This is a genomic window from Tabrizicola sp. (assembly GCF_041911175.1).
Classification (GTDB): Bacteria; Pseudomonadota; Alphaproteobacteria; order Rhodobacterales; family Rhodobacteraceae; genus Tabrizicola.
The window spans coordinates 33,961-54,579 of the sequence record NZ_JAYRPN010000149.1; the positions used below are offsets into that span (position 1 = coordinate 33,961).

23 protein-coding genes and 1 riboswitch are annotated in these 20,619 nt (G+C 67.6%); of the genes, 16 read left to right on the forward strand and 7 right to left on the reverse strand.

From position 1 onward, the window contains the following. Window positions 1-235 precede the first annotated feature (235 nt). From leuD to leuC, 3 genes are read right to left on the reverse strand one after another with little or no spacing between them, the layout of a single operon-like run. Window positions 236-841, reverse strand: coding sequence for a 3-isopropylmalate dehydratase small subunit (gene leuD, locus ACE3P6_RS20475; protein WP_374398272.1), 606 nt, complete (start codon window positions 839-841; stop codon window positions 236-238). 21 nt (window positions 842-862) lie between these two features. Next, window positions 863-2,188 carry a glycosyltransferase family 4 protein gene (locus ACE3P6_RS20480; protein WP_374398273.1) on the reverse strand — a complete coding sequence of 442 codons (1,326 nt, stop codon included), beginning with the start codon at window positions 2,186-2,188 and terminating at the stop codon, window positions 863-865. Then, window positions 2,188-3,606 carry a 3-isopropylmalate dehydratase large subunit gene (gene leuC, locus ACE3P6_RS20485; protein ID WP_374398274.1) on the reverse strand — a complete coding sequence of 473 codons (1,419 nt, stop codon included), beginning with the start codon at window positions 3,604-3,606 and terminating at the stop codon, window positions 2,188-2,190. Before leuC ends, ACE3P6_RS20480 begins: the two co-directional genes overlap by 1 nt. Before the next feature lie 228 nt (window positions 3,607-3,834). Here leuC and ACE3P6_RS20490 point away from each other — a divergent pair, with 228 nt between their 5' ends. The 8 genes from ACE3P6_RS20490 to ACE3P6_RS20525 all read left to right on the forward strand — a co-directional run bounded on the left by ACE3P6_RS20490 (window position 3,835) and on the right by ACE3P6_RS20525 (window position 13,147). Further along, the gene (locus ACE3P6_RS20490) at window positions 3,835-4,788 is read left to right on the forward strand and encodes a hypothetical protein (protein WP_374398275.1); all 954 of its coding nucleotides are present in this window, start codon (window positions 3,835-3,837) and stop codon (window positions 4,786-4,788) included. Window positions 4,789-4,862: 74 nt separating this feature from the next. Beyond that, the gene (locus tag ACE3P6_RS20495) at window positions 4,863-5,732 is read left to right on the forward strand and encodes a DMT family transporter (RefSeq protein ID WP_374398276.1); all 870 of its coding nucleotides are present in this window, start codon (window positions 4,863-4,865) and stop codon (window positions 5,730-5,732) included. Further along, complete coding sequence (locus ACE3P6_RS20500) at window positions 5,729-6,616, forward strand: DMT family transporter (protein ID WP_374398277.1); 888 nt, start codon at window positions 5,729-5,731, stop codon at window positions 6,614-6,616. The genes ACE3P6_RS20495 and ACE3P6_RS20500 overlap by 4 nt, the downstream gene beginning before the upstream one ends. 60 nt (window positions 6,617-6,676) lie before the next feature. Beyond that, a complete protein-coding gene (gpmI, locus tag ACE3P6_RS20505; RefSeq protein WP_374398278.1) occupies window positions 6,677-8,197 on the forward strand; it encodes a 2,3-bisphosphoglycerate-independent phosphoglycerate mutase in 1,521 nt (506 codons plus the stop codon). Further along, the gene (locus ACE3P6_RS20510; RefSeq protein ID WP_374398279.1) at window positions 8,194-9,309 is read left to right on the forward strand and encodes a murein hydrolase activator EnvC; all 1,116 of its coding nucleotides are present in this window, start codon (window positions 8,194-8,196) and stop codon (window positions 9,307-9,309) included. Before gpmI ends, ACE3P6_RS20510 begins: the two co-directional genes overlap by 4 nt. 5 nt (window positions 9,310-9,314) lie before the next feature. Continuing rightward, the gene (locus ACE3P6_RS20515; RefSeq protein WP_374398280.1) at window positions 9,315-10,664 is read left to right on the forward strand and encodes a S41 family peptidase; all 1,350 of its coding nucleotides are present in this window, start codon (window positions 9,315-9,317) and stop codon (window positions 10,662-10,664) included. Then, window positions 10,661-11,146, forward strand: coding sequence for an RNA pyrophosphohydrolase (locus ACE3P6_RS20520; protein WP_374398331.1), 486 nt, complete (start codon window positions 10,661-10,663; stop codon window positions 11,144-11,146). Before ACE3P6_RS20515 ends, ACE3P6_RS20520 begins: the two co-directional genes overlap by 4 nt. 294 nt (window positions 11,147-11,440) lie before the next feature. Next, window positions 11,441-13,147, forward strand: a complete 1,707-nt coding sequence (locus ACE3P6_RS20525) for a bifunctional sulfate adenylyltransferase/adenylylsulfate kinase (RefSeq protein WP_374398281.1) — start codon at window positions 11,441-11,443, stop codon at window positions 13,145-13,147. A gap of 51 nt (window positions 13,148-13,198) precedes the next feature. Here ACE3P6_RS20525 and ACE3P6_RS20530 read toward each other — a convergent pair whose 3' ends face one another. The 3 genes from ACE3P6_RS20530 to ACE3P6_RS20540 all read right to left on the reverse strand — a co-directional run bounded on the left by ACE3P6_RS20530 (window position 13,199) and on the right by ACE3P6_RS20540 (window position 14,432). Beyond that, entirely contained in the window at window positions 13,199-13,672 is a 474-nt protein-coding gene (locus tag ACE3P6_RS20530) for a cytochrome b (protein ID WP_374398282.1), read from the reverse strand. A 92-nt stretch (window positions 13,673-13,764) separates the two neighbouring features. Beyond that, window positions 13,765-13,992, reverse strand: a complete 228-nt coding sequence (locus ACE3P6_RS20535) for a DUF1150 family protein (RefSeq protein WP_374398283.1) — start codon at window positions 13,990-13,992, stop codon at window positions 13,765-13,767. After that, on the reverse strand, window positions 13,989-14,432 hold the full coding sequence (locus ACE3P6_RS20540; RefSeq protein WP_374398284.1) for an Hsp20 family protein: 444 nt from the start codon (window positions 14,430-14,432) through the stop codon (window positions 13,989-13,991). Before ACE3P6_RS20540 ends, ACE3P6_RS20535 begins: the two co-directional genes overlap by 4 nt. Window positions 14,433-14,643: 211 nt before the next feature. Here ACE3P6_RS20540 and ACE3P6_RS20545 point away from each other — a divergent pair, with 211 nt between their 5' ends. The 4 genes from ACE3P6_RS20545 (at window position 14,644) to ACE3P6_RS20560 (ending at window position 17,145) form a co-directional block, all read left to right on the forward strand. After that, the gene (locus tag ACE3P6_RS20545; RefSeq protein ID WP_294975217.1) at window positions 14,644-14,862 is read left to right on the forward strand and encodes a YdcH family protein; all 219 of its coding nucleotides are present in this window, start codon (window positions 14,644-14,646) and stop codon (window positions 14,860-14,862) included. Window positions 14,863-14,936: 74 nt separating this feature from the next. After that, window positions 14,937-15,416, forward strand: a complete 480-nt coding sequence (purE, locus tag ACE3P6_RS20550) for a 5-(carboxyamino)imidazole ribonucleotide mutase (RefSeq protein ID WP_374398285.1) — start codon at window positions 14,937-14,939, stop codon at window positions 15,414-15,416. Then, window positions 15,409-16,473 (forward strand): 5-(carboxyamino)imidazole ribonucleotide synthase, encoded by a 1,065-nt coding sequence (locus ACE3P6_RS20555; protein WP_374398286.1) that lies wholly within the window; start codon window positions 15,409-15,411, stop codon window positions 16,471-16,473. The genes purE and ACE3P6_RS20555 overlap by 8 nt, the downstream gene beginning before the upstream one ends. Before the next feature lie 144 nt (window positions 16,474-16,617). After that, window positions 16,618-17,145 carry a low affinity iron permease family protein gene (locus ACE3P6_RS20560; protein WP_374398287.1) on the forward strand — a complete coding sequence of 176 codons (528 nt, stop codon included), beginning with the start codon at window positions 16,618-16,620 and terminating at the stop codon, window positions 17,143-17,145. Here the strand turns inward: ACE3P6_RS20560 and ACE3P6_RS20565 are convergent. Then, complete coding sequence (locus tag ACE3P6_RS20565) at window positions 17,030-17,779, reverse strand: esterase/lipase family protein (protein WP_374398288.1); 750 nt, start codon at window positions 17,777-17,779, stop codon at window positions 17,030-17,032. The genes ACE3P6_RS20560 and ACE3P6_RS20565 overlap by 116 nt on opposite strands. Before the next feature lie 166 nt (window positions 17,780-17,945). After that, a riboswitch (FMN riboswitch) is annotated at window positions 17,946-18,074 on the forward strand. Between the two features lie 83 nt (window positions 18,075-18,157). On the opposite strand from ACE3P6_RS20565, the gene ACE3P6_RS20570 reads away from it, so the two are divergent. From ACE3P6_RS20570 to ACE3P6_RS20585, 4 genes are read left to right on the forward strand one after another with little or no spacing between them, the layout of a single operon-like run. Continuing rightward, window positions 18,158-19,063, forward strand: a complete 906-nt coding sequence (locus ACE3P6_RS20570) for a DMT family transporter (RefSeq protein WP_374398289.1) — start codon at window positions 18,158-18,160, stop codon at window positions 19,061-19,063. Window positions 19,064-19,111: 48 nt separating this feature from the next. After that, window positions 19,112-19,567 carry an NUDIX domain-containing protein gene (locus ACE3P6_RS20575; protein WP_374398290.1) on the forward strand — a complete coding sequence of 152 codons (456 nt, stop codon included), beginning with the start codon at window positions 19,112-19,114 and terminating at the stop codon, window positions 19,565-19,567. Then, window positions 19,564-20,064: a GreA/GreB family elongation factor gene (locus ACE3P6_RS20580; RefSeq protein ID WP_374398291.1), complete on the forward strand. Its 501-nt coding sequence runs from the start codon at window positions 19,564-19,566 to the stop codon at window positions 20,062-20,064. Before ACE3P6_RS20575 ends, ACE3P6_RS20580 begins: the two co-directional genes overlap by 4 nt. Continuing rightward, on the forward strand, window positions 20,051-20,617 hold the full coding sequence (locus tag ACE3P6_RS20585) for a GNAT family N-acetyltransferase (RefSeq protein WP_374398292.1): 567 nt from the start codon (window positions 20,051-20,053) through the stop codon (window positions 20,615-20,617). The genes ACE3P6_RS20580 and ACE3P6_RS20585 overlap by 14 nt, the downstream gene beginning before the upstream one ends. Window positions 20,618-20,619: the final 2 nt, after the last annotated feature.

A 20,619-nucleotide genomic window follows, 5' to 3' on the forward strand; every position in this document is an offset into this window, starting at 1 on the left:
TTCGAGCAAGGAATTTCAATGGGTTGGCTGCGGACGTTTACGATTTCGTAACGGATCGCAGGTGGAGGCGTTTGCTGAATTGAGCGCTTCGCGCGAAGACTCTTTGTCTCGTCGTCGGACTACGCCTCCTCCTCGGTCGTCGGGGGCGCTTCGCCCCCCGAACCCCCAGAGGATATTTGGACAAATGTGAAATCAGGGCACGGGACCACCATGCAGGACCCCGCGCCCGCTTGCCTTAGGCCCAGGGGCGGAGCGTGGCGTTCTTCGCCTCGAAGCTGTCGATGGCGCTGGCCTTTTCCATCGTCAGGCCGATGTCGTCGAGCCCGTTCAGAAGGCAGTGCTTCTTGAAGGCGTCGACCTCGAAGGCGAAGGTCTTGCCGTCCGAGCTGGTCACGGTCTGGGCTTCAAGGTCGACGGTGATCCGGGCGTTCGCCCCTTTCCGCGCATCGTCCATCAGCTGATCGACGGCCTCTTGCGGCAGGACCACCGGCAGGATGCCGTTCTTGAAGCAGTTGTTGAAGAAGATGTCGGCGAAGCTGGTGGAAATCACGCAGCGGATGCCGAAATCCAGAAGCGCCCAGGGCGCGTGTTCGCGGCTTGAGCCGCAGCCGAAGTTGTCCCCGGCGACGATGATTTCCGCCTTGCGCCAGGCGGGCTGGTTCAGCACGAAATCCGGGATTTCCTTGCCGTCCTGGGTGTAGCGCATCTCGTCGAACAGGTTCTTGCCAAGGCCCGAGCGCTGGATCGTCTTCAGGAACTGCTTGGGGATGATCATATCGGTGTCGATGTTGACCAGCGGCATCGGGGCCGCGACGCCGGTAAGGGTGGTGAACTTGTCCATCTTCGTCTGCCTTGCTGTCTGTCAGGAGTGCTTGATCGGTTCGGGGCGGGCCGGGCTGCGGCCCAGGACCCAGTCGTAAATCTGCGCGATCTGTTCGGCGCGGCGGGGCCAGGTGAACAGGTCGGTCACCCGCTGCCGGGCGGCCTTGCCCATCCGGGCGGTCTGCTCGGGATCGGCAGCCAGGGTCTCCAGCGCCTGTCCAAGAGCGCGCGTCGTGTCCTCGCGCGTGGTGAGCGGGACCTTGACCCCGACCTCGGGCGTGACGAGATCGGCGGGGCCGCCATAGTCGATGACCAGCGGCGCAAGGCCCAGCGCCATGCCTTCCAGCACCGCGCCGCCGCCGAATTCACGGATCGAGGGGAAAGCGAGGATATGGCAGCGGGCGGCCACGTCCTGCACCGCTTCGTGCTTCAGCCAGCCGTGGAAATGGACCCCGCCCAGGCCCTGCGCCTGCGCCTTCAGCGCGGGCATGAGGGGGCCGTCGCCGACGAGATGCAGTTCCATCCGCCCCGCGTCCAGCAGGGGCCGGGCGGCCTCGATCAGCATGGAAAGGCCCTTCAACGGCACGAAACGACCGATGAAACAGGCCTTGAGCGTGCCAGGTTCCGGCGCGGCCTCGCGGAAGAAGCGCGCGGGGTCGATGGCGTTTTCCGGCAGGTAGATGCAGCGGTCGGCAAGCCGGTCGGGGATGTCGGCCCGGGTGAAGCGCGAAGCGTAGAGGATGGCGTCACAGGCGTCGAGCATCGCCTTGCGGCCGGGGAAGGCCCTGAGCAGACCGCGCAGCAACGAGAGCCATTCGCCTTCCTGTTTCCGTTCCGCCTCGAACCCCTTGGGCCAGGGCACGCCGCCGTTCAGCGGACCAAGGACGAAGGGGACCCCGGCCTTGCGGCAGCGGGCGGCGAGCGGGCCGGTGGCGGCGGGCGACAGCGGAGTGATGCGATGGACAAGATCGTAGTCGCCGCGTTCCAGCGCCGCGCCGAACCGTGCCCAGACCTTTCGTTCGAACCAGGGATAGGTCAGGCTGCTGACCGCCTGCACGATGGTCCAGCCCCGGCTTTCGCCCATCCGCAGGATCTGGGAAAGCTTCCAGGCCGGGGCGGCGATGGCCTCGGTGTCGATGGCGGTGAAGTCGACGCCCTCGACCCAGCCCTGGTGCAGGATGGCATCACGGTTGCGGATTTGCGTGACGAGATGCACCTCCGCCACCTGGCGAAGCGCCTCGGCCAGGGACCAGCCGATCAGCGGGACCGAGACCCAGTCCGGGTTCGCCGCCTCGGCAACGACCAGAACGCGGGGCCGACGCGCGGCCCCGCCGTCAGCGGCACCCGCAGATGCCGCCCGGGTCATCAGACCGTCTCGCCCATCAGCTCGCGGACGTCGGTCAGGTGGCCGGTGATCGCCGCCGCCGCCGCCATCGCGGGCGACATCAGGTGCGTGCGACCGCCACGGCCCTGACGGCCCTCGAAGTTGCGGTTGCTTGTGGCTGCACAACGTTCGCCGGGGGCCAGCTGGTCGGGGTTCATCGCCAGGCACATCGAGCAGCCGGCAAGCCGCCATTCGAAGCCCGCGTCGATGAAGATCTGCGCCAGGCCTTCCTCTTCCGCTTGCGCCCGGACGAGGCCCGAGCCGGGGACGACCATCGCCCGCTTCACGGCGATCTTCTTGCCCTTCAGGATGGCCGCCGCCGCGCGCAGGTCCTCGATCCGGCCATTGGTGCAGGAGCCGATGAAGACGGTGTCGATGGCGATGTCGGTGAGCCGTTGCCCGGCGGTGAGGCCCATGTAGTCGATGGAGCGCTTCGCCGCGTCGACCTTGCCGCCGGAGAAGCTTTCGGGAGCAGGGACAGCGCCGGTGATCGGCAGCACGTCCTCGGGCGAGGTGCCCCAGGTGACGACGGGGGCGATGTCCTCGCCCTTGATGGTCACGACCTTGTCGAAATGCGCGCCTTCGTCGGTGTAAAGCGTCTTCCAGTAGGCCAGCGCGGCCTCCCATTTCGCGCCCTTCGGCGCATGGGGGCGGCCCATGACATAGGCGAAGGTCTTCTCATCGGGCGCGATGAGGCCCGCGCGGGCGCCGCCTTCGATGGCCATGTTGCAGACCGTCATCCGGCCTTCCATCGACAGTTCGCGGATCGCCTGGCCGCAATATTCGATGACATAGCCGGTGCCGCCCGCCGTGCCGGTGGCGCCGATGACGCTGAGGGTGATGTCCTTGGCCGTGACGCCGGGGCGCAAGGAGCCGGTGATCTCGACCTTCATGTTCTTGCCCTTGCGCTGGATCAGCGTCTGGGTGGCAAGGACATGCTCGACCTCGGAGGTGCCGATGCCGTGCGCCAGCGAGCCGAAGGCGCCGTGGGTCGCGGTATGGCTGTCACCGCAGACCACGGTCATGCCGGGCAGCGTCCAGCCCTGTTCGGGGCCGACGATGTGGACGATGCCCTGGCGGATGTCGGAGACCGGGTAGTAGTTGATGCCGAAATCCTTGGCGTTCTTGTCCAAGGCGGCCACCTGGATGCGGCTGTCCTCGGTCATCGTCGCGGCATTGGCGCGGTCGAGCGTGGTGGGCACGTTGTGGTCGGGCACGGCGATGGTCTTTTCCGGCGCGCGGACCTTGCGGCCGGTCATCCTGAGGCCCTCGAAGGCCTGGGGGCTGGTCACTTCGTGGACCAGGTGGCGGTCGATGTAGAGGAGGCAGGTGCCGTCCTCGGCCTGGTGGACGACGTGGTCGTCCCAGATCTTGTCATAGAGGGTACGCGGAGCGGTCATGGCTCTCACCTGTGTCATGGGATGGCTTGGAATGGGGTCGTCGGGTCCTGCGCGCAGGTCAGGCGCGGGAAAGGATCGAGCGGGTCATGCCGAAGAAGCGGGCCGGAAGCCGCGCGTGGTCGGTGATGTTGAAGTAGATAAACCCGGGCATGAGGCGCATATACGCGCGAATCTCTTGTTCGGCAACGGGGAACGGGTGTCTTCTCGTGCAGACTTCGGGAGTGGCGGATGGACTGGTTCGAGGCGTTGACGGGGTTGGAAAGCGACCGGCCCGAGGTGGTGCGGGCGGGTATCCAGGCCGAAGGCACGGCGCTGCACTGTCGGACGAAGGGTCGGCGGATGGTTGCGGGGCAGCTTCTGACGCCCGCGCTGGCGGACCTGCCGCCGCCTCCGGTCGGGCCGGAGCGGATCAGGGTCCGGGAGGTCGTGGCCGATGTGAGCGCGTTGCACGCGGACCCCGTGAACGCCGGGGCGGCGTTCCAGGTGGCGTCGCAGTTCAACCTGCTGGAAATGATCAGGCCCGAGATCACGCCGGAGCAGGGCATCGCCCGCTATGCCTTCGACCGGACCCAGGGCCCGGCTTGCGCGATGGCCTGCGCGGCGGGCACGATCTGGCGCAACTATTTCGTGCCGCTGGGTGGGGGTATCGGCCAGACGGTGGACCGGCAGCTTGACATGCTGGCGGACCTTGGCCGGGCGCTTGGCAATGCAGGCGGTGCCCATTGGGTGATGCGGAACGGCTATGCCCTGCCCCGGCCCGGTGGCTTGGGGCGTATCGCGGCGCAGATCGGCCGGGCGGATCGGGCGCGGCTCATGGGCCTGGTGCGGGTCGGCGTGCAGGAGGCGACCGAAGTCACCCTGCCGGGCGCGGGGCATCTGGTGCACCAGGTCTATGCCTCGGCCCTGCCCGTCGCCTATGCCGATGAGCTGGTCGCCGACTGGGAGCCCTTCGCGCGGCTGGTGCTGGAGGCGGCCTATCTTGCGACCTTCGGTTCAGCGCTGGCGGTCGGCGCGGGGCGGCGGTTCCTCACCCGGCTGGGCGGCGGAGCGTTCGGCAATCCGCCGGGTTGGATCACCGACGCGATGGCAGGGGCGATCCGGGCCTACCGGGCGGCGGACATCGACGTACAGATCGTCAGCCACGGCGCGAGCAATCCGGCCAACCGGGTGCTGCTGACGTAGGGGACGCCGCGCAAGGCGGCTTTGCGAAACCGGCCCTTTCGCCTGCCTGTGACGGATGATAGCCAGCCCCGGTCATGACCGCTTCGCGCAATCCGACCCTTGGCATCTGGCTGATGGTGGCCGCTGTCGCCGCCTTCGCGGCGCAGGACGGGTTTTCCAAGCACCTGGCCGCGGCCTATTCGACCCAGATGATCATCATGATCCGCTACTGGGTCTTCGCGGGCTTCGTGATCCTGCTGGCGCTGCGGCGGCCCGAGGGGTTCCGCGCAGCGATCCGGTCCCGCCGCCTGCCTGCGCATCTCGTCCGCTCGGTGCTGCTGGTCGCGGAAATCTGCCTGATCGTCTGGGGCTACACCCAGATCGGGCTGATCAACAGCCTCGCCGTCTTCTCGGTCTGCCCGCTTCTCATCGTCGCCCTGTCCGGCCCGGTGCTGGGCGAGGCGATCAGCTGGCAACGCTGGGCGGCGGTGGGGGCGGGGCTTGTCGGCGTGCTGATCATCCTGCGGCCGGGGATGGGCGTGTTCTCCTGGGCGGCGATCCTGCCGCTGGCGTCCGCCTTCATGTTCGCGGTCTATTCGGTGCTGACCCGGCTGACCACGCGGGACGAGCCGACCTTCCCAGCCTTCTTCTGGCCCGGCGTGATCGGGGCAGTGCTGATGACCGGGCTGGGCCTGCCGCATCTGACCCCGATGACGACGCAGGACGCCGGGTTCCTCACGGCCTATTGCGGGCTGTCGATCCTGTCGCACTGGCTCTTGCTCAAATGCTACGAACAGGTCGAGGCCAGCCGGGTGCAGCCCTATTCCTACCTGCAACTCGTGTTCGTCACCGGCATCGGTCTCGTGGTCTATGGCGAGGTGCTGGAGCTTCCGGTCGCCATCGGCAGCGCCATCGTGGTGGCGGCGGGTCTTTACGCCCTGTCGCTGGAGCGCAAACCCGCATGACCACGCCGCAGAATACCCGGCTCGGCATCTGGCTGATGATCGCGACGACCGTGGTCTTCGCGGCGCAGGACGGCATCTCGCGGCATCTGGGGTCGCACTATCACGTCACGATGGTGGTGATGGTGCGGTTCTGGTTCTTCGGGCTGTTCGCGATGGCGATGGCGGCGCGCTCTGACGGGGGCCTGAAGGCTGCGGCCCGGTCGGCCTTTCCTGTCGTCCAGGTGGCGCGCGGGGTGATCCTGGTCGCGGAAATCGCGGTGATGCTGGTGGCCTTCGTCAAGCTTGGCCTGATCGAGGCGCATGCCGTCTTCACCTGCTATCCCTTGCTGGTCGCCGCCCTCTCCGGCCCGATCCTGGGCGAAAAGGTCGGCTGGCGGCGCTGGTCGGCGATCCTGGTAGGCTTCCTGGGCGTGATCATCATCCTGGAGCCGGGCTTCGGCGTCTTCAGCCCCTGGGCGCTGGTGCCCTTGCTGTCGGCGGCGATGTTCGCGGTCTACGGCCTTCTGACCCGCTATGTCGCCCGCAAGGACAGCGCCTCGGTCAGCTTCTTCTACACCGGGGTCGTGGGGGCGGTGGCGATGACGCCCTTCGGCCTGATGCACTGGACCTGGATGAGCCCCGGCGACTGGGGCTGGATGGGGCTTCTGTGCTGCACCGCCGCCCTCAGCCACTGGCTTCTGATCAAGTCGCTGGCGATAGCCGAGGCCTCCGACGTCCAGCCCTTTGCCTATCTCCAGATCGTCTGGGCCAGCGCCATCGGGCTTTTCGTCTTTGGCGAGACCTTGCGGGTCAACGTCGCCATCGGCGCGGGGATCGTGGTGGCGGCGGGGATCTTCACCCTTTGGCGACAGCGCGTGCGCGAGAAGGCGGCCCGGCTGGCGTGACGGTTGCCCCGGCGCAGGCCAAGGCGTAAAACCCCGGCTGAACCAGACCGGAGAGTGCCGATGCCCGCCCCGAAACCCGTCGTCTTGTGCATCCTCGACGGCTGGGGGATCGGCCCGGACCCGGCGACCAGCGCGCCCGCGCAAGCCCATGTGCCGACCTTCAACCATCTCTGGGCGACCTGCCCCCATGCCACGCTGACGACCTTCGGGCCGGACGTCGGCCTGCCGACCGGGCAGATGGGCAATTCCGAGGTCGGCCACACCAACATCGGCGCAGGCCGCGTGGTGGCGATGGACCTCGGCCAGATCGACCTCGCAATCGAACAGGGCACCTTCGCGACAGAACCCGCTCTCCGCGCCTTCATCGCCGCCCTGCAGGGCTCGGGCGGGACTGCGCATCTGGCGGGGCTGGTCTCGCCCGGTGGGGTCCATGCGCACAGCGCCCACATGATCGAGGCCGCACGCGAGATCGCGGCGGAAGGGGTGAAGGTCGCGGTCCATGTGATTACCGATGGCCGCGACGTGCCGCCGAAATCCGCCGCCGAACAGGTGCGGGCCTTCGAGGCCGCGCTGCCCAAGGGCGGTCGCATCGCCACCGTGACCGGGCGCTACTACGCGATGGACCGCGACAACCGCTGGGACCGGGTGGAACAGGCTTACCGCGCCATCGTGCAGGGCAAGGGCGTGGCGCAGGCGGCTTCGGCACAAGAGGCCATCGCGGCAGGCTATGCCGCCGACAAGACAGATGAATTCCTGCCCGCCACGGTGATCGGCGATTACGCGGGGATGCAGGACGGCGACGGCCTCTTCTTCCTGAACTTCCGCGCCGACCGCGCGCGCGAGATTCTGGCGGCCATCGGCGACCCGGCCTTTGCCGCCTTCGACTGCGGCCCGCGCCCGAAGCTGGTGGCGCGGCTGGGGATGGTGGACTATTCCGACGCGCACAATGCCTACATGACCTCGGTCTTCCCCAAGCGCGAGATCGTCAACACCCTGGGCGAATGGGTGGCCTCCCACGGCCTCACCCAGTTCCGGCTGGCCGAGACCGAGAAATACCCCCATGTCACCTTCTTCCTGAACGGTGGCCGCGAAGCACCCTATCCCGGCGAGGACCGCGCCATGCCGCCCTCGCCCAAGGTCGCGACCTATGACCTGCAACCCGAGATGAGCGCGGATCAGGTGTCGGACCATTTCGTCGCGGCGATCAAGAAGGGCTACGACCTGATCGTGGTCAACTACGCCAACCCCGACATGGTCGGCCATACCGGCAGCCTGCCCGCCGCGATCAAGGCCTGCGAGGCGGTGGACCGGGGGCTGACCCGCGCGCTGGCGGCCTTGCAGGCGCGAGGGGGCACGATGATCGTCACGGCGGACCACGGCAATTGCGAGGTGATGGTCGACCCCGTCACCGGCGAGCCGCATACCGCGCATACGGTCAACCCGGTGCCGGTGATCCTGGTCGGCGGCCCGGCAGGCGCGACCCTGCACAACGGCAAGCTTGCCGATCTTGCGCCGACGCTGCTGCAGCTGATGGGCCTGGCCCAGCCGCCCGAAATGACCGGCAAGACCCTGATCGCATGATCCGCACCGCCGTCCTTCTGTGCCTGCTGGCCCTGCCCCTGCGCGCCGAGACCGTGGCCGAACAGGCCGCGAAGGCCTCCGCCGACCTGCAAACGGCAGTCGCGGCGCTGGAGGGTGCGACCGAGGCGCGCGACCGGGTGACCGCCCTCAGCCAGACCATCCGCGCCTATGAGGCCGGGCTGGCCGCGCTGCGCGGGGCGCTGCGCGAGGCGGCGCTGCGCGAGGCCACGCTGACCCGCGCCTTCGACGCCAAGCGCGACGGGATCGGGCGGCTTCTGGGGGTGCTGGCGACGATGGAGGCGAATCCGGGGCCACTGCTGCTGCTCCACCCTGAAGGCGCGGTCGGGTCGGCGCGGTCGGGGATGATCCTGGCGGATGTGACCCCCGCCCTGCAGGCCGAGGCGCTGGCGCTGAAGGCGCAGTTGCAGGAACTGGCCGACCTGCGCGCCTTGCAGCTTTCGGCGGGCGAGGTGCTGGAGGCGGGGCTTGCCACCGCTCAGGCGGCGCGCACCGAACTTTCCAAGGCGATCTCGGATCGCACCGACCTGCCGAAACGCTTCACCGAAGACCCCGAGGTGCTGAAGGGCCTGCTGGACAGCGCCGACACGCTGGACGCCTTCGCGGCAGGCCTGTCGCCGGATGCCGAGGCGGGCACCAGCTTCGCGACCGAGAAGGGCCGCCTGCCGGTCCCTGTCCTTGGCACCGTGCTGCGCCTGCCGGACGAGGCCGACGCCGCCGGGGTCCGTCGCCCCGGCGTCACGCTGGCCACCCAGCCCCGCGCGCTGGTGACGGCGCCCTGGCCCGCCACCATCCGCTACCGGGGGCCGCTGCTCGACTACGGAAATGTGATGATCCTTGAGCCCGGCGACGGCTATCTGATGGTGCTTGCAGGGATGGAAACGCTGTATGGCGAAGTGGGAGAAGTGGTGGCCGCCGACGCGCCGCTGGGCCTGATGGGCGGGCCCCGGAAGGCGACGGCGGAATTCGTGGCGGGGTCGCCAGATGGCTCTGGCGGGCGCGACACGGAAACGCTTTATATGGAACTCAGACAGGGCGCTGTGCCCGTGGACCCGATCCCGTGGTTCGCTGGCCTTGCCCGCACAGGAGACTGACGCGGATGAAGAAGCATGTGATGGCCGCCCTGGCCGGAACCGTCGCCGGGGTCATCGCGACCACTCAGATCGCCGGCCCCCTCGTCGCGCAGGAAGCCATGACCGACAGTTCGGTCTATGAGCAGCTCGACCTCTTCGGCGACATCTTCGAGCGCGTCCGCAGCCAGTATGTCGAGGAAGTGCCGACCGACAAGCTGATCACCGCCGCGATCAACGGCATGCTCACCTCGCTCGACCCGCATTCCAGCTACCTCTCCGCCAAGGACTTCGAGGACATGCAGGTCCAGACCCGGGGCGAATTCGGCGGTCTCGGGATCGAGGTCACGCAAGAGGAAGGCTTCATCAAGGTCATCTCGCCGATGGACGGCACCCCGGCGGCCAAGGCGGGCATCCAGGCGGGCGACTTCATCACCCATGTCAACGGCGAGCCGGTGTCGGGCCTGATGCTGGATGAGGCTGTCGAAAAGATGCGCGGCCCGATCGGGTCCGAGATCATCATCACCGTCGTCCGCCAGGGCACGCCCGAGCCCTTCGACGTGTCGATCATCCGCGACACCATCAAGATGACCGCCGTCAAGGGCCGCGTGGTGGGCAAGACCGTTGTCCTGCGCATCACCACCTTCAACGACCAGACCACCAGTGGCCTGAAGGAAGAGCTGGACAAGGGGCTCAAGGAACTGGGCGGGATGGAGAACCTGGAAGGCGTGGTCATCGACCTGCGCAACAACCCCGGCGGCCTTCTGAACGAGGCGATCAGCGTCTCGGACGCCTTCCTCGACAAGGGCGAGATCGTGTCGACCCGCGGCCGTGCGGCGGGCAGCGGCGAGCGCTACAATGCCAACCCCGGCGACGTGATCAACGGCAAGCCGATCGTGCTTCTGATCAACGGCGGCTCGGCCTCGGCGTCGGAAATCGTCGCGGGCGCGTTGCAGGACCACCGCCGCGCCATCGTCGTCGGCACGAAAAGCTTTGGCAAAGGCTCGGTCCAGACGCTGATCCCCTTGCGCGGCGATGGGGCGATGCGGCTGACCACGGCGCGCTACTACACGCCCTCGGGCCGGTCGATCCAGGCGCTGGGTATCTCGCCCGACATCGTGGTGCAGCAACCCGAGGTCAAGCCGGTGGACCCGAACGCCCCCGCCGAGGAGAAATCGGCGGCGATGAAGGAACGCTCCGAGGCCGACCTGCGCGGGGCGATCACCAATGATTCGATGACCGACGAGGAAAAGCGGCTGTATCTGGAAGAGCAGCAGCACGCCGAGGAATCGGCCAAGCTGCGCGACGAGGACTACCAGCTGGCCTATGCCGTCGACATCATCAAGGGCCTGACCGCCATCGCCCCGGAAGAGAAATAGGCGTGGTCGATCCCGAAACCCTGCCCTACCGGCCCTGCGTGGGCGTCGTGCTGATCGACGCCCGCGGCATGGTCTTCGCGGGGCAGCGGATCGACAACCCCTCGCCCGCCTGGCAGATGCCGCAGGGCGGGATCGACGAGGGCGAAAAGCCGCGCGAGGCCGCCTATCGCGAGCTGTGGGAGGAAACCGGCGTCACCCGCGACAAGGTGGAGTTCGTCGGCAAGACGCATGGCTGGGTGACCTACGACCTGCCGCCCGAGCTTCTGGGCAAGGTCTGGGGTGGCAAGTATCGCGGCCAGAAACAGAAGTGGTTCCTGTTCCGCTTCAAGGGGCAGGATACGGACGTGAAGATCACGACCGAGCATCCCGAATTCGCGCAGTGGCGCTGGATCCTTGCCGACGAGATGGTGGAAAGCATCGTCCCCTTCAAGCGCGCGGTCTATGAACAGGTCATCCGCAGCTTCCGCGCCTACCTCGCCTGAGGGCTCCTCGTGCGCCTTCGGCTTCTCGTCGCCAGGCGCACAGCGAGGAGTGCCGAAGGCAAACGACGAGCGGTCCAAGCGGAACGGAATTCCGAAACTTCGCATTAAAGCTGCGGCGACGGGAAATCAGTCCCCGCCCATGCCGCAGCGCAGAACCGTTGCCCATCCGCGCCAGATACCCCACGATTTCCGCCTTATCTGCGCAAAATCCCCTGCAATCGCTTGAATAGCGCCCCCCGGTCGGGCTACGGACCCGCGCAACTGCGGCCCTGTCCGCGCTGAAAGGTTGACCCGATGTCGCTGCAGAACCACGCCCCGATCCCCGAGCTTTATGTCTCTTACGACTCGGCCCAGAAGCTAAAGGTCGAGGCGGCGCAGCTGCCGTCCTGGGACCTGACCCCGCGCCAGATCTGCGACCTTGAACTGCTGATGAACGGCGGCTTCAACCCGCTGAAGGGCTTCATGAGCCAGGCGGACTACGACGGGGTCGTCGCCAGCATGCGCCTCGCCGACGGATCGCTCTGGCCAATGCCGATCACGCTGGACGTGTCGGAAGCCTTTGCCGAAAAGGTCCAGCCCGGCCAGGACATCGCGTTGCGGGATCAGGAGGGCGTGATCCTGGCGATCCTGTCGATCAGCGACAAATGGAGCCCTGACAAGGCGGTCGAGGCCGAGGGCGTCTTCGGGGCCGACGACCTGGCCCACCCGGCGGTGAACTACCTGCACAACGTGGCCGGCCCGGTCTACCTGGGCGGGCCGATCACCGGCATCCAGCAGCCGGTGCACTATGACTTCAAGGCCCGCCGCGACACGCCGAACGAGCTTCGCGCCTTCTTCCGCAAGATGGGCTGGCGCAAGATCGTGGCCTTCCAGACCCGCAATCCCCTTCACCGCGCGCACCAGGAGCTGACCTTCCGCGCCGCGCGCGAGGCCGAGGCCAACCTTCTCATCCATCCGACCGTCGGCATGACCAAGCCCGGCGACGTCGACCATTTCACCCGCGTCCGCTGCTATGAGGCGGTGCTGGGCCAGTATCCCGCCGCCACGACCCACATGTCGCTCTTGGGGCTGGCCATGCGCATGGGCGGCCCGCGCGAGGCGATGTGGCACGCGATCATCCGCCGCAACCACGGCGTCACCCATTTCATCGTCGGCCGCGACCATGCCGGCCCCGGCAAGAACAGCCAGGGCAAGGATTTCTACGGCCCCTATGACGCGCAGGAGCTGGTGTCGAAACACGCCGCCGAGATCGGGATCGAGGTCGTCCCCTTCAAGCAGATGGTCTATGTACAGGAAAAGGCACAGTATTTCCCGGTGGACGAAGTGCCGGAAGGCGCGACCGTGCTGGACATTTCCGGCACCGAACTGCGCCGCCGCCTGCGCGAAGGGCTGGAGATTCCCGACTGGTTCTCCTTCCCCGAAGTGGTGCAGGAACTGCGCCGCACCAGCCCGGCGCGGTCGAAGCAGGGCTTCACGGTGTTCTTTACCGGGCTTTCGGGCAGCGGCAAGTCCACCATCGCCAATGCGCTGATGGTCAAGCTGATGGAGATGGGCGGGCGTCCGGTCACGCTTTTGGACGGCGACGTGGTGCGCAAGCATCTGTCCTCGGAACTGGGCTTCTCGAAGGAGCACCGCGACCTGAACATCAAGCGCATCGGCTATGTCGCGTCCGAGATCACCAAGAACGGCGGCATCGCGATCTGCGCGCCCATCGCGCCCTATACCGCCACCCGGCGGGCCGTGCGCGAGATGGTCGAATCCTTCGGCGCCTTCGTCGAGGTGCATGTGGCGACCAGCCTGGAAGAATGCGAACGCCGCGACCGCAAGGGTCTCTACAAGCTGGCGCGCGAGGGCAAGATCAAGGAATTCACCGGGATTTCCGACCCCTATGAGGCGCCGACCAAGGCCGAACTGGTGGTGGACACCGAGAATGTCGATGTCGACCACTGCGCGCATCAGGTCCTGCTGAAGCTGGAGCAGATGGGCCTGATCCGGGCCTGACCGTCACCCCTGCAGAAAGAAGGCCGCGCTTGCGGGCGCGGCCTTTGTCGTTCATTCCGGCCGCATCATCCGGCTCAGGACCCCGTCCTTCAGCACATACTGGTGATAGAGCGCCATCAGCGCATGGCCCAGGATCACCACCATCAGCACATTCGCGCCAAGCTCGTGAAGATCGCCGACATCGAGCCCGAGGAAATATGTGCACAGCCCGCCCAGCGGCACGGCGAGCATCAAGAGATAGATCAACCGGTGTCCCCAGTCCGAGGCCAGCACCGCCAGGCTGCCCGGCTCTCCCGGCGCGGCGGGCGTGCCGCGGCCCAGCCTGAGCAGCAGCCGGGTCACGACCAGCGCCAGGATCGCCAGGCCGATCGCCACATGCGGGACGAAACCTGCCGTGCCGCCCTTTTCCACCACCTTCATCGCCGCTTTGCCGCCCTCGCCGGTGAACCAGGCGACGACGATCAGGATGGCAACCAGCCAGTGCAACGAAATCTGAATGCCCGAGTATCCGGTAGTGGTTTTCAAGGCGACCTCCATTGACGCAACAAACCCTGTACGCCGAAGCGTAGCGGTTCCGTCGCACAAGGCCAGCCGCGAACGGCTGACGGCGCTGGAAATCAGTGCACGCTTACGGGCGTGAAGTCGTGTTCACGCGCGAGATGGAAGGCAAGCTTGCGGTCGGCGACCAGTGCAAGCTGGCGCCCGTCGGCCCCGTGGACCGACCAGATCACCTGCGCCTCGCCCACCTGCTCGCGCACTTCGTCCGGCAGGTCATCCACCGCGATCTCGCGGACATAGACGATCCGGTCGGCCCCTTGCGGCAGTCCGTCGAATGGCGTGTTCATGTCTTGCCCCCTTCCTTGTGGCTGGCATCCTTGCGACCGATCCTGATCGTCTGCACCACGGTCTCCGGCACATGCCGGCGCAGGTCGACGTGCAGCAGGCCGTGCTCCATCGTGGCCCCGGCAACCTCGACCCCGTCGGCCAGCACGAAGCTGCGCTGGAAGGCCCTTGCCGCGATGCCGCGATGCAGGAACACCCGGTCGCCCGTATCCTCGGCCTGACGGCCCCTGACCACCAGCTGCCGGTCCTCGACCGTGATCGACAGGTCCTCCTCGCGGAAGCCCGCGACGGCCAGCGTGATCCGGTAGGCGTTGTCCGCCACCGCCTCGATGTTGAAGGGAGGATAGCCCTCGGCCCCCGATTTCGCGGTGCGTTCCACCAGCCGTTCCAGCTGCTCGAACCCCAGAAGATAGGGATGGGCCCCAAAGCTCAGTTTCGTCATCGGACAGTCCTTGGCATAAGCGACGGTTCGGTCTTTGCGGCCCCGCATTCAGGCACCGCATGGGGTGAATATGGGGCCCGCCCGCGCGCCCCGCAAGGCCCGGCGCAGGCGGCAAGGGCACCCGTTTGCGGCGATTTCGCGCAGAAACCTTCCCCCATGATGAACGCTTTCCTATATCCTTGCACAAAGGCAGGAACCGATTCGCCAGACCATGAACGCCCCCACCGAACTCAACCACGTCGAGATGCTTGGCATCAGGCTTGAAGTCCTGCGCCGCGAACACCGCGACCTCGACCAGGCCATCCACGCGCTTGAGGAGACGGGTCGCCCCGACGCGCTGACCCTGCGCCGGTTGAAAAAGCAGAAGCTGGCGCTGAAGGACCAGATCGTGAAGATCGAGGATATGCTGATCCCGGATATCATTGCGTGACGGGCATCATAGCCTGACGCTTGCCCCTGCGCGCGGTTCCCGCTAATCGCGCGGTGAACCAAGAGGGCGCGCGCATGGCCGTATCCGTCGGAATCATCATGGGGTCGCAAAGCGACTGGCCGACGATGAAGGCAGCCGCCGAAATCCTGGATGAACTCGGCATCGCCTACGAGGCGAAGATCGTCAGCGCGCATCGCACGCCGGATCGGCTGTGGGATTATGGCAAGACCGCCGTTGCCCGGGGCCTCAAGGTGATCATCGCCGGGGCGGGCGGGGCGGCGCATCTGCCCGGCATGATGGCGTCGAAGACCCGCGTGCCGGTGATCGGCGTGCCGGTGCAGACGAAGGCGCTGGCGGGGGTCGATTCGCTTTATTCCATCCTGCAGATGCCGAAGGGCTATCCGGTCGCCACGATGGCCATCGGCGGGGCGGCGAATGCCGGGCTGATGGCGGCAGCGATCCTTGCGGTCTCCGATCCCGCCGTGGCCGCGAAGCTGGACGCCTGGCGCGACGCGCTGTCGGCCTCGATCCCCGAGGAGCCGAAGGATGAGTGAGCTTCCGCAGGGCGCGACCATCGGCATCCTCGGCGGCGGGCAGTTGGGACGGATGCTCTCGGTCGCGGCCAGCCGGTTGGGCTATCGCTGCCACATCTACGAGCCCGGCGCCGCCCCGGCGGGCGACGTGGCGCTGACCGTCACCACCGCGCCCTACGAGGACGAGGCCGCCCTGCGCGCCTTTGCCGGTTCGGTTGACGTGATCACCTATGAATTCGAGAACGTCCCGACTTCCGCGCTGGACCTCCTCGAAAGCCTGAAACCGATCCGCCCGAACCGCCGGGCATTGGCCATCAGCCAGGACCGGATCAGCGAGAAGTCTTTCCTGAACGATCTTGGCCTGCAGACCGCCCCCTGGGCTGCCGTCAACTCCGAGACCGACCTCCGCGCTGCCGCCGAAAGCCTTGGCCTGCCCGCGATCCTCAAGACCACGCGGCTTGGCTATGACGGCAAGGGCCAGGTCAAGCTGGAAAGCGCGCAGGACATCCCTGCCGCCTGGGCCGCGATGAACAACGCGCCCTCCGTGCTGGAAGGCTTCGTCGCCTTCGACCGCGAGGTTTCGGTCATCGCCGCCCGCGGCCTCGACGGCTCGGTCGCCTGTTTCGACCCCGGAGAGAACATCCACCGCGAGGGCATCCTGCGCACCACCACCGTGCCCGCCCGCCTGTCGCCCGCGCAGGCCTCGGACGCCGTGCTGCTGGCCGCCCGCATCCTGAACGCGCTGGACTATGTCGGCGTGATGGGGGTGGAGCTGTTCGTGACGCCCAAGGGCCTGCTGGTCAACGAGATCGCGCCGCGCGTCCACAACTCCGGCCACTGGACGCAAGCCGGCTGCACGGTGGACCAGTTCGAACAGCACATCCGCGCGGTGGCGGGCCTGCCTCTGGGCGACGGCAACCGCTACGCCGACGTGGTGATGGAGAACCTGATCGGCGACGACATCCTCCGCGTGCCCGATCTGCTGAAGGCCCGCGACACCGCCGTCCATCTCTACGGCAAGGGCGCGCCCCGTCCGGGCCGCAAGATGGGTCATGTGAACCGGATCATCCGCGCCTGACCGCTCCTCGTTCGCCTTCGGCTTCTCGTCGCAGGACCCGGCGAGAAACGAAGGGCACGACGAGCCGCCACCTTGATCAGGGTCAGGGCACCGATCCCCGCAATCTGCGTTATGCTCGGGCTGCCGCCCCGCCCGAGGACCGCCATGACCGACAAATCCTCTGTCTACACCCACACCGCCCGCTGGATCGCCCAGCTGTCGGGCCGTCCGATCACCTTCCTGCTTGCCGTCGCAATCATCGTGGTCTGGGTGATCTCCGGCCCGGTCTTCGGCTTCTCCGACACCTGGCAGCTGGTGATCAACACCGGCACCACCATCATCACCTTCCTGATGGTCTTCCTGATCCAGAACACCCAGAACCGCGATACCGTGGCGATGCAGCTGAAACTGGACGAGCTGATCCGCGCCACCAAGGGCGCGCATCTGTCGCTGCTCGACCTGGAGGAGCTGGAGGAGAAAGAGCTTGCCGCCTTCGTCTGCCAGTATGAGGCGCTGGCCGCGATGGGCCGCTCGCAACTGGAGAAGGGCCGCCCGGATACCGGCACGCCCGAGGTCGTCAGCCGGACTGCACCGCCTGAAAAGTCTCTTTCACCACGGTCGAAAGCGTCAGCGAAGGGTCGAACTTCCCCGACCGCAGGAAAGAAAGCACCTGCCGGATCACCACCGGGTTGACCATCATGAAGGTATGCGTCACCGGCATCACCAGATGGTCGGCCATGCCATCCAGCCTTGTGCTCTCCACCGTGACCTTGCCGTCGTTCGACCCCGGCAGCATGGCGTTCCAGACCGGATTGAGCGACCGCGTCCCGGCGATGACGCCCAGCGGATAGTCGGCGGGCGGCAGGCTGTTCGGCCAGCTCTCCGGCCCGGTGCCCAGCGTCTTGCCCGCCTTGCCGTTGACCATGTGGAAGACCGGGTTGTCGCCCAGGCGGTCCACCAGCTCCGACCCGTGGTTCGGCGGGGCCAGCATCACCACCCGGCCCATCTGCGCCGGGCGGTGCCGCGCCAGCCAGTCGCGCAGAAGGATGCCGCCCATCGAATGGGTCACGAAATGCACCCGGCCCGGCCCGACTTGCGCGACCGCTTGGCCCACCTCCTCGGCCAGTTCTTCCGGCGGGGCCTTGGTCGAAGGGTAGGACCAGTTCAGCACCCGGAACCCCGCCGCCTTCAACGCCAGCGCCATCGGGGCCAGCGAGGCATCGGTCCGCGCCAGCCCATGCAGCAGGACAACCGCATCCGCCACCCCTGCGCCCTCGTCGGTCGCAGGCGCAGGCAGGAAGCGGGCAAGGCGTCCGGTCAGCCACATGGCCCGACTGTCCGCCCGCCGCCGCCCGCGATCAAGCCCGGAATGCCCGCCTGCGGCGAAACCCGACGCAGCGTCACGCCGGGGTGCATTGCCGCACCATTCCCCTGCGCAAGCCGCGCTTGCCCCGCCGCCCGCGCCCTGCTAGCCCTTCCCGGCCGGGTCTATCCGGCGTTCTCAGGGCGGGGTGCAAGTCCCCACCGGCGGTGACAGCCCGCGAGCGCCCCGGCAACGGGGGTCAGCAGATCCGGTGGAACTCCGGGGCCGACGGTAACAGGCCGGAGGAAAGAGAATGAGAGCGCACGTCCCGGGCCGCCTTCGGCCCGGACGGGTGTTTCCCATGATCCCCTGATTCAACGGTGGTCAGGGATGGGTAGCACCATGAATCAGACGAACCTCTATAAAGGCGCAGCCTATATGGTCGCCGCGGGCATCTGCTTTGCGCTGGCCAATGCCGTCACCTGGACCGTCACCTACAAGATGGGCTTCAAGGCCCAGTCCGACGCCTTCTGGCAATATGCCATCGCCACCGTCTTCTCGCTGCCCTTCCTCTGGCGCCACGGGATCGCGGCCATGAAGACCGCCCATCCCGTCCTGCACCTGCTGCGCGTCGCGCTGTCTGTCCTCGGGGTGCAGGCCTTCACGATGGCCTTCGCCAGCGGCACCCCGCCCTGGCATGTCATCGCCCTGGTGATGACCTCGCCCTTCTTCGTGATGATCGGCGCGGCGCTCCTCTTGGGAGAGCGCGTCGGCCCCAACCGCTGGATCGCCGCCGCCTTCGGCTTCACCGGCGCCATGATCATCCTGCGGCCCTGGGAAAGCGGCTTCGGCGCGGACAAGCTTCTGCCCATCGCCGCCGCGATCACCTGGGGCGGCGCCTCGCTGGTGACGAAACGGCTGACGCGGGACGAACCGCAGACTGCGATCACCATGTGGCTTCTGGTGCTGCTGACGCCGATCAACCTGATGTTCTCGCTGGGGGCCGGGTTCGAGATGCCCTCGTCCGAGATCTGGGTCTACCTGCTGGCAGGCGGCGTGATCATGTATTTCGCGCAGCATTTCCTGACGCTCAGCTATGCCGCCGCCGACGCCGCCTTCGTCCAGCCCTTCGACGACCTCAAGCTCTTCTCCAACATCGCGGTCAGCTGGCTGGTGCTGAACTTCGCGCCCGAGGGCAGCTACTGGCTGGGCATCCTGCTGGTGCTGTCCGGGTCGTCCTACCTGCTGTGGAGCGAGCATCGCGGCATTCCCGACGAGGATGCCGTCCGCCTCCCGGCCGAGGGCTGAGGCGCGGACCTCTGGACTTTTCGGGCCGGGCGGGGAAGGGTCGGGGGCATGGCCCGCCCCAAACCCCGCCTCGCCGCCCGCGCGCTGATCCTGCATGAGGACCGGCTTCTCCTCGTCAACGCCTATCCCGGGGCGCGACTTGGCCTCTGGTGCGCCCCCGGCGGCGGCTGCGAGGCGGGGCAATCCCTGCCGCAGAACCTGGCGCGCGAAGTGCATGAGGAAACCGGCCTGACCATCGCCGTCGGCCCCCCGGTGCTGGTCAACGAATTCCACGACCCCGACACCGGCTTCCACCAGGTCGACCTCTTCTTCCGCTGCACGCTTGAGCACGGCGACCTCGACGACACCTGGCAGGACCCCGAGGGCGTCGTCACCGAGCGCCGCTTCTTCTCGCGCGTGGAACTCGCCGCCGGGCATGTCCGCTTCAAGCCCGACAGCCTGCCCGACGCCGCCTGGGGGGTCGGGGCCGCACTCTACGACCCGCTGGAAGTGATCCTGAAATGAGCCGCGCCTTCGTCAACGAGGATGCCGGGAACGACCGCCCCGACCTGCCCGAACTGCCGGTGCCCCCCGGCCCGAACATCGTCACCCCCCGAGGGCTGGCTGTGCTGCATGACCGGATCGCGCAGCGTCAGTCCGACCTTGCCGCGCTGAAGGCCCGCCCCGACCGGCTGGACAAGCTGCCCGAAGCCGCCGCCGAACGCGACCTGCGCTGGCTGGAGGCCCGGCTGAAGGCCGCCGTCGTCATCGACCCCGCCACCCACGACCTGACCGAAGTCGCCTTCGGCCTGGCCGTCACCGTGGCCGACGAGGACGGACGGGAAACCACCTACCAGATCACCGGCGAAGACGAAGCCGACGCCACCCGCCACCGCATCGCGCCGAACTCTCCGCTGGCACGGGCGCTCCTCGGCGCACAGGTCGGCGATGTGGTGACATGGAAGCGCCCCGCCGGGACCCTTGAGCTGGAAATCCTCAGGATCGCTCATGCCGATCCGTGAGCTTCTCCCCTCCGAGGCCCCCCTCGTCGCCCGCTTCTACGCCGAGGCGCCCGACTACTGGCTCCTCGCCGAAGGCGCCTGCGAGCCGGACCGCCAGTCGCGGGAGTTCTTCACCGACGGCCCGCCCGGCTGCGACCCCGCGCAATCGCACCGGCTGGGCCTGTTCCTTCCCTCCGCGCCCGTCGCGCCCGGCGCCGACAAAAGCGCTTCCCCTCCCCCTCGTGGGGAGGGGAGAGGGGAGGGGGGCGCCGCACCGGACCGCCTCTCCGGCGTCGCCGAAGTCTCCTACGGCTTCCCGGAACCCGCCGACGCCTATCTCGGCCTCATGCTCCTCGGCCCCTGGGCGCAAGGCGCGGGGCATGGCAAGGCCTTCCTCGCCCATGCCGAAACTCTTGCCCGCAGCCGGGGCGCCCCACGCCTCTACCTCGCCGTCCTCGACGCCAACCCGCGCGGACGGGCGTTCTGGGAGCGGGAGGGGTTTCAGGGCACCGGCCTTCGTCGCCGCGACGAAACCACCGGGCATTGGATCGAACGGCTGGTGAAGCCGCTCTGACA

What these genes read in the sequence shown, in the direction of transcription:
- leuD (WP_374398272.1), bottom strand. Translation starts at nt 841, where the DNA reads ATGGACAAGTTCACCACCCTTACCGGCGTCGCGGCCCCGATGCCGCTG.
- ACE3P6_RS20480 (WP_374398273.1), bottom strand. Translation starts at nt 2,188, where the DNA reads ATGACCCGGGCGGCATCTGCGGGTGCCGCTGACGGCGGGGCCGCGCGT.
- leuC (WP_374398274.1), bottom strand. Translation starts at nt 3,606, where the DNA reads ATGACCGCTCCGCGTACCCTCTATGACAAGATCTGGGACGACCACGTC.
- ACE3P6_RS20490 (WP_374398275.1), top strand. Translation starts at nt 3,835, where the DNA reads ATGGACTGGTTCGAGGCGTTGACGGGGTTGGAAAGCGACCGGCCCGAG.
- ACE3P6_RS20495 (WP_374398276.1), top strand. Translation starts at nt 4,863, where the DNA reads ATGACCGCTTCGCGCAATCCGACCCTTGGCATCTGGCTGATGGTGGCC.
- ACE3P6_RS20500 (WP_374398277.1), top strand. Translation starts at nt 5,729, where the DNA reads ATGACCACGCCGCAGAATACCCGGCTCGGCATCTGGCTGATGATCGCG.
- gpmI (WP_374398278.1), top strand. Translation starts at nt 6,677, where the DNA reads ATGCCCGCCCCGAAACCCGTCGTCTTGTGCATCCTCGACGGCTGGGGG.
- ACE3P6_RS20510 (WP_374398279.1), top strand. Translation starts at nt 8,194, where the DNA reads ATGATCCGCACCGCCGTCCTTCTGTGCCTGCTGGCCCTGCCCCTGCGC.
- ACE3P6_RS20515 (WP_374398280.1), top strand. Translation starts at nt 9,315, where the DNA reads ATGAAGAAGCATGTGATGGCCGCCCTGGCCGGAACCGTCGCCGGGGTC.
- ACE3P6_RS20525 (WP_374398281.1), top strand. Translation starts at nt 11,441, where the DNA reads ATGTCGCTGCAGAACCACGCCCCGATCCCCGAGCTTTATGTCTCTTAC.
- ACE3P6_RS20535 (WP_374398283.1), bottom strand. Translation starts at nt 13,992, where the DNA reads ATGAACACGCCATTCGACGGACTGCCGCAAGGGGCCGACCGGATCGTC.
- ACE3P6_RS20540 (WP_374398284.1), bottom strand. Translation starts at nt 14,432, where the DNA reads ATGACGAAACTGAGCTTTGGGGCCCATCCCTATCTTCTGGGGTTCGAG.
- ACE3P6_RS20545 (WP_294975217.1), top strand. Translation starts at nt 14,644, where the DNA reads ATGAACGCCCCCACCGAACTCAACCACGTCGAGATGCTTGGCATCAGG.
- purE (WP_374398285.1), top strand. Translation starts at nt 14,937, where the DNA reads ATGGCCGTATCCGTCGGAATCATCATGGGGTCGCAAAGCGACTGGCCG.
- ACE3P6_RS20555 (WP_374398286.1), top strand. Translation starts at nt 15,409, where the DNA reads ATGAGTGAGCTTCCGCAGGGCGCGACCATCGGCATCCTCGGCGGCGGG.
- ACE3P6_RS20560 (WP_374398287.1), top strand. Translation starts at nt 16,618, where the DNA reads ATGACCGACAAATCCTCTGTCTACACCCACACCGCCCGCTGGATCGCC.
- ACE3P6_RS20565 (WP_374398288.1), bottom strand. Translation starts at nt 17,779, where the DNA reads ATGTGGCTGACCGGACGCCTTGCCCGCTTCCTGCCTGCGCCTGCGACC.
- ACE3P6_RS20570 (WP_374398289.1), top strand. Translation starts at nt 18,158, where the DNA reads ATGAATCAGACGAACCTCTATAAAGGCGCAGCCTATATGGTCGCCGCG.
- ACE3P6_RS20575 (WP_374398290.1), top strand. Translation starts at nt 19,112, where the DNA reads ATGGCCCGCCCCAAACCCCGCCTCGCCGCCCGCGCGCTGATCCTGCAT.
- ACE3P6_RS20580 (WP_374398291.1), top strand. Translation starts at nt 19,564, where the DNA reads ATGAGCCGCGCCTTCGTCAACGAGGATGCCGGGAACGACCGCCCCGAC.
- ACE3P6_RS20585 (WP_374398292.1), top strand. Translation starts at nt 20,051, where the DNA reads ATGCCGATCCGTGAGCTTCTCCCCTCCGAGGCCCCCCTCGTCGCCCGC.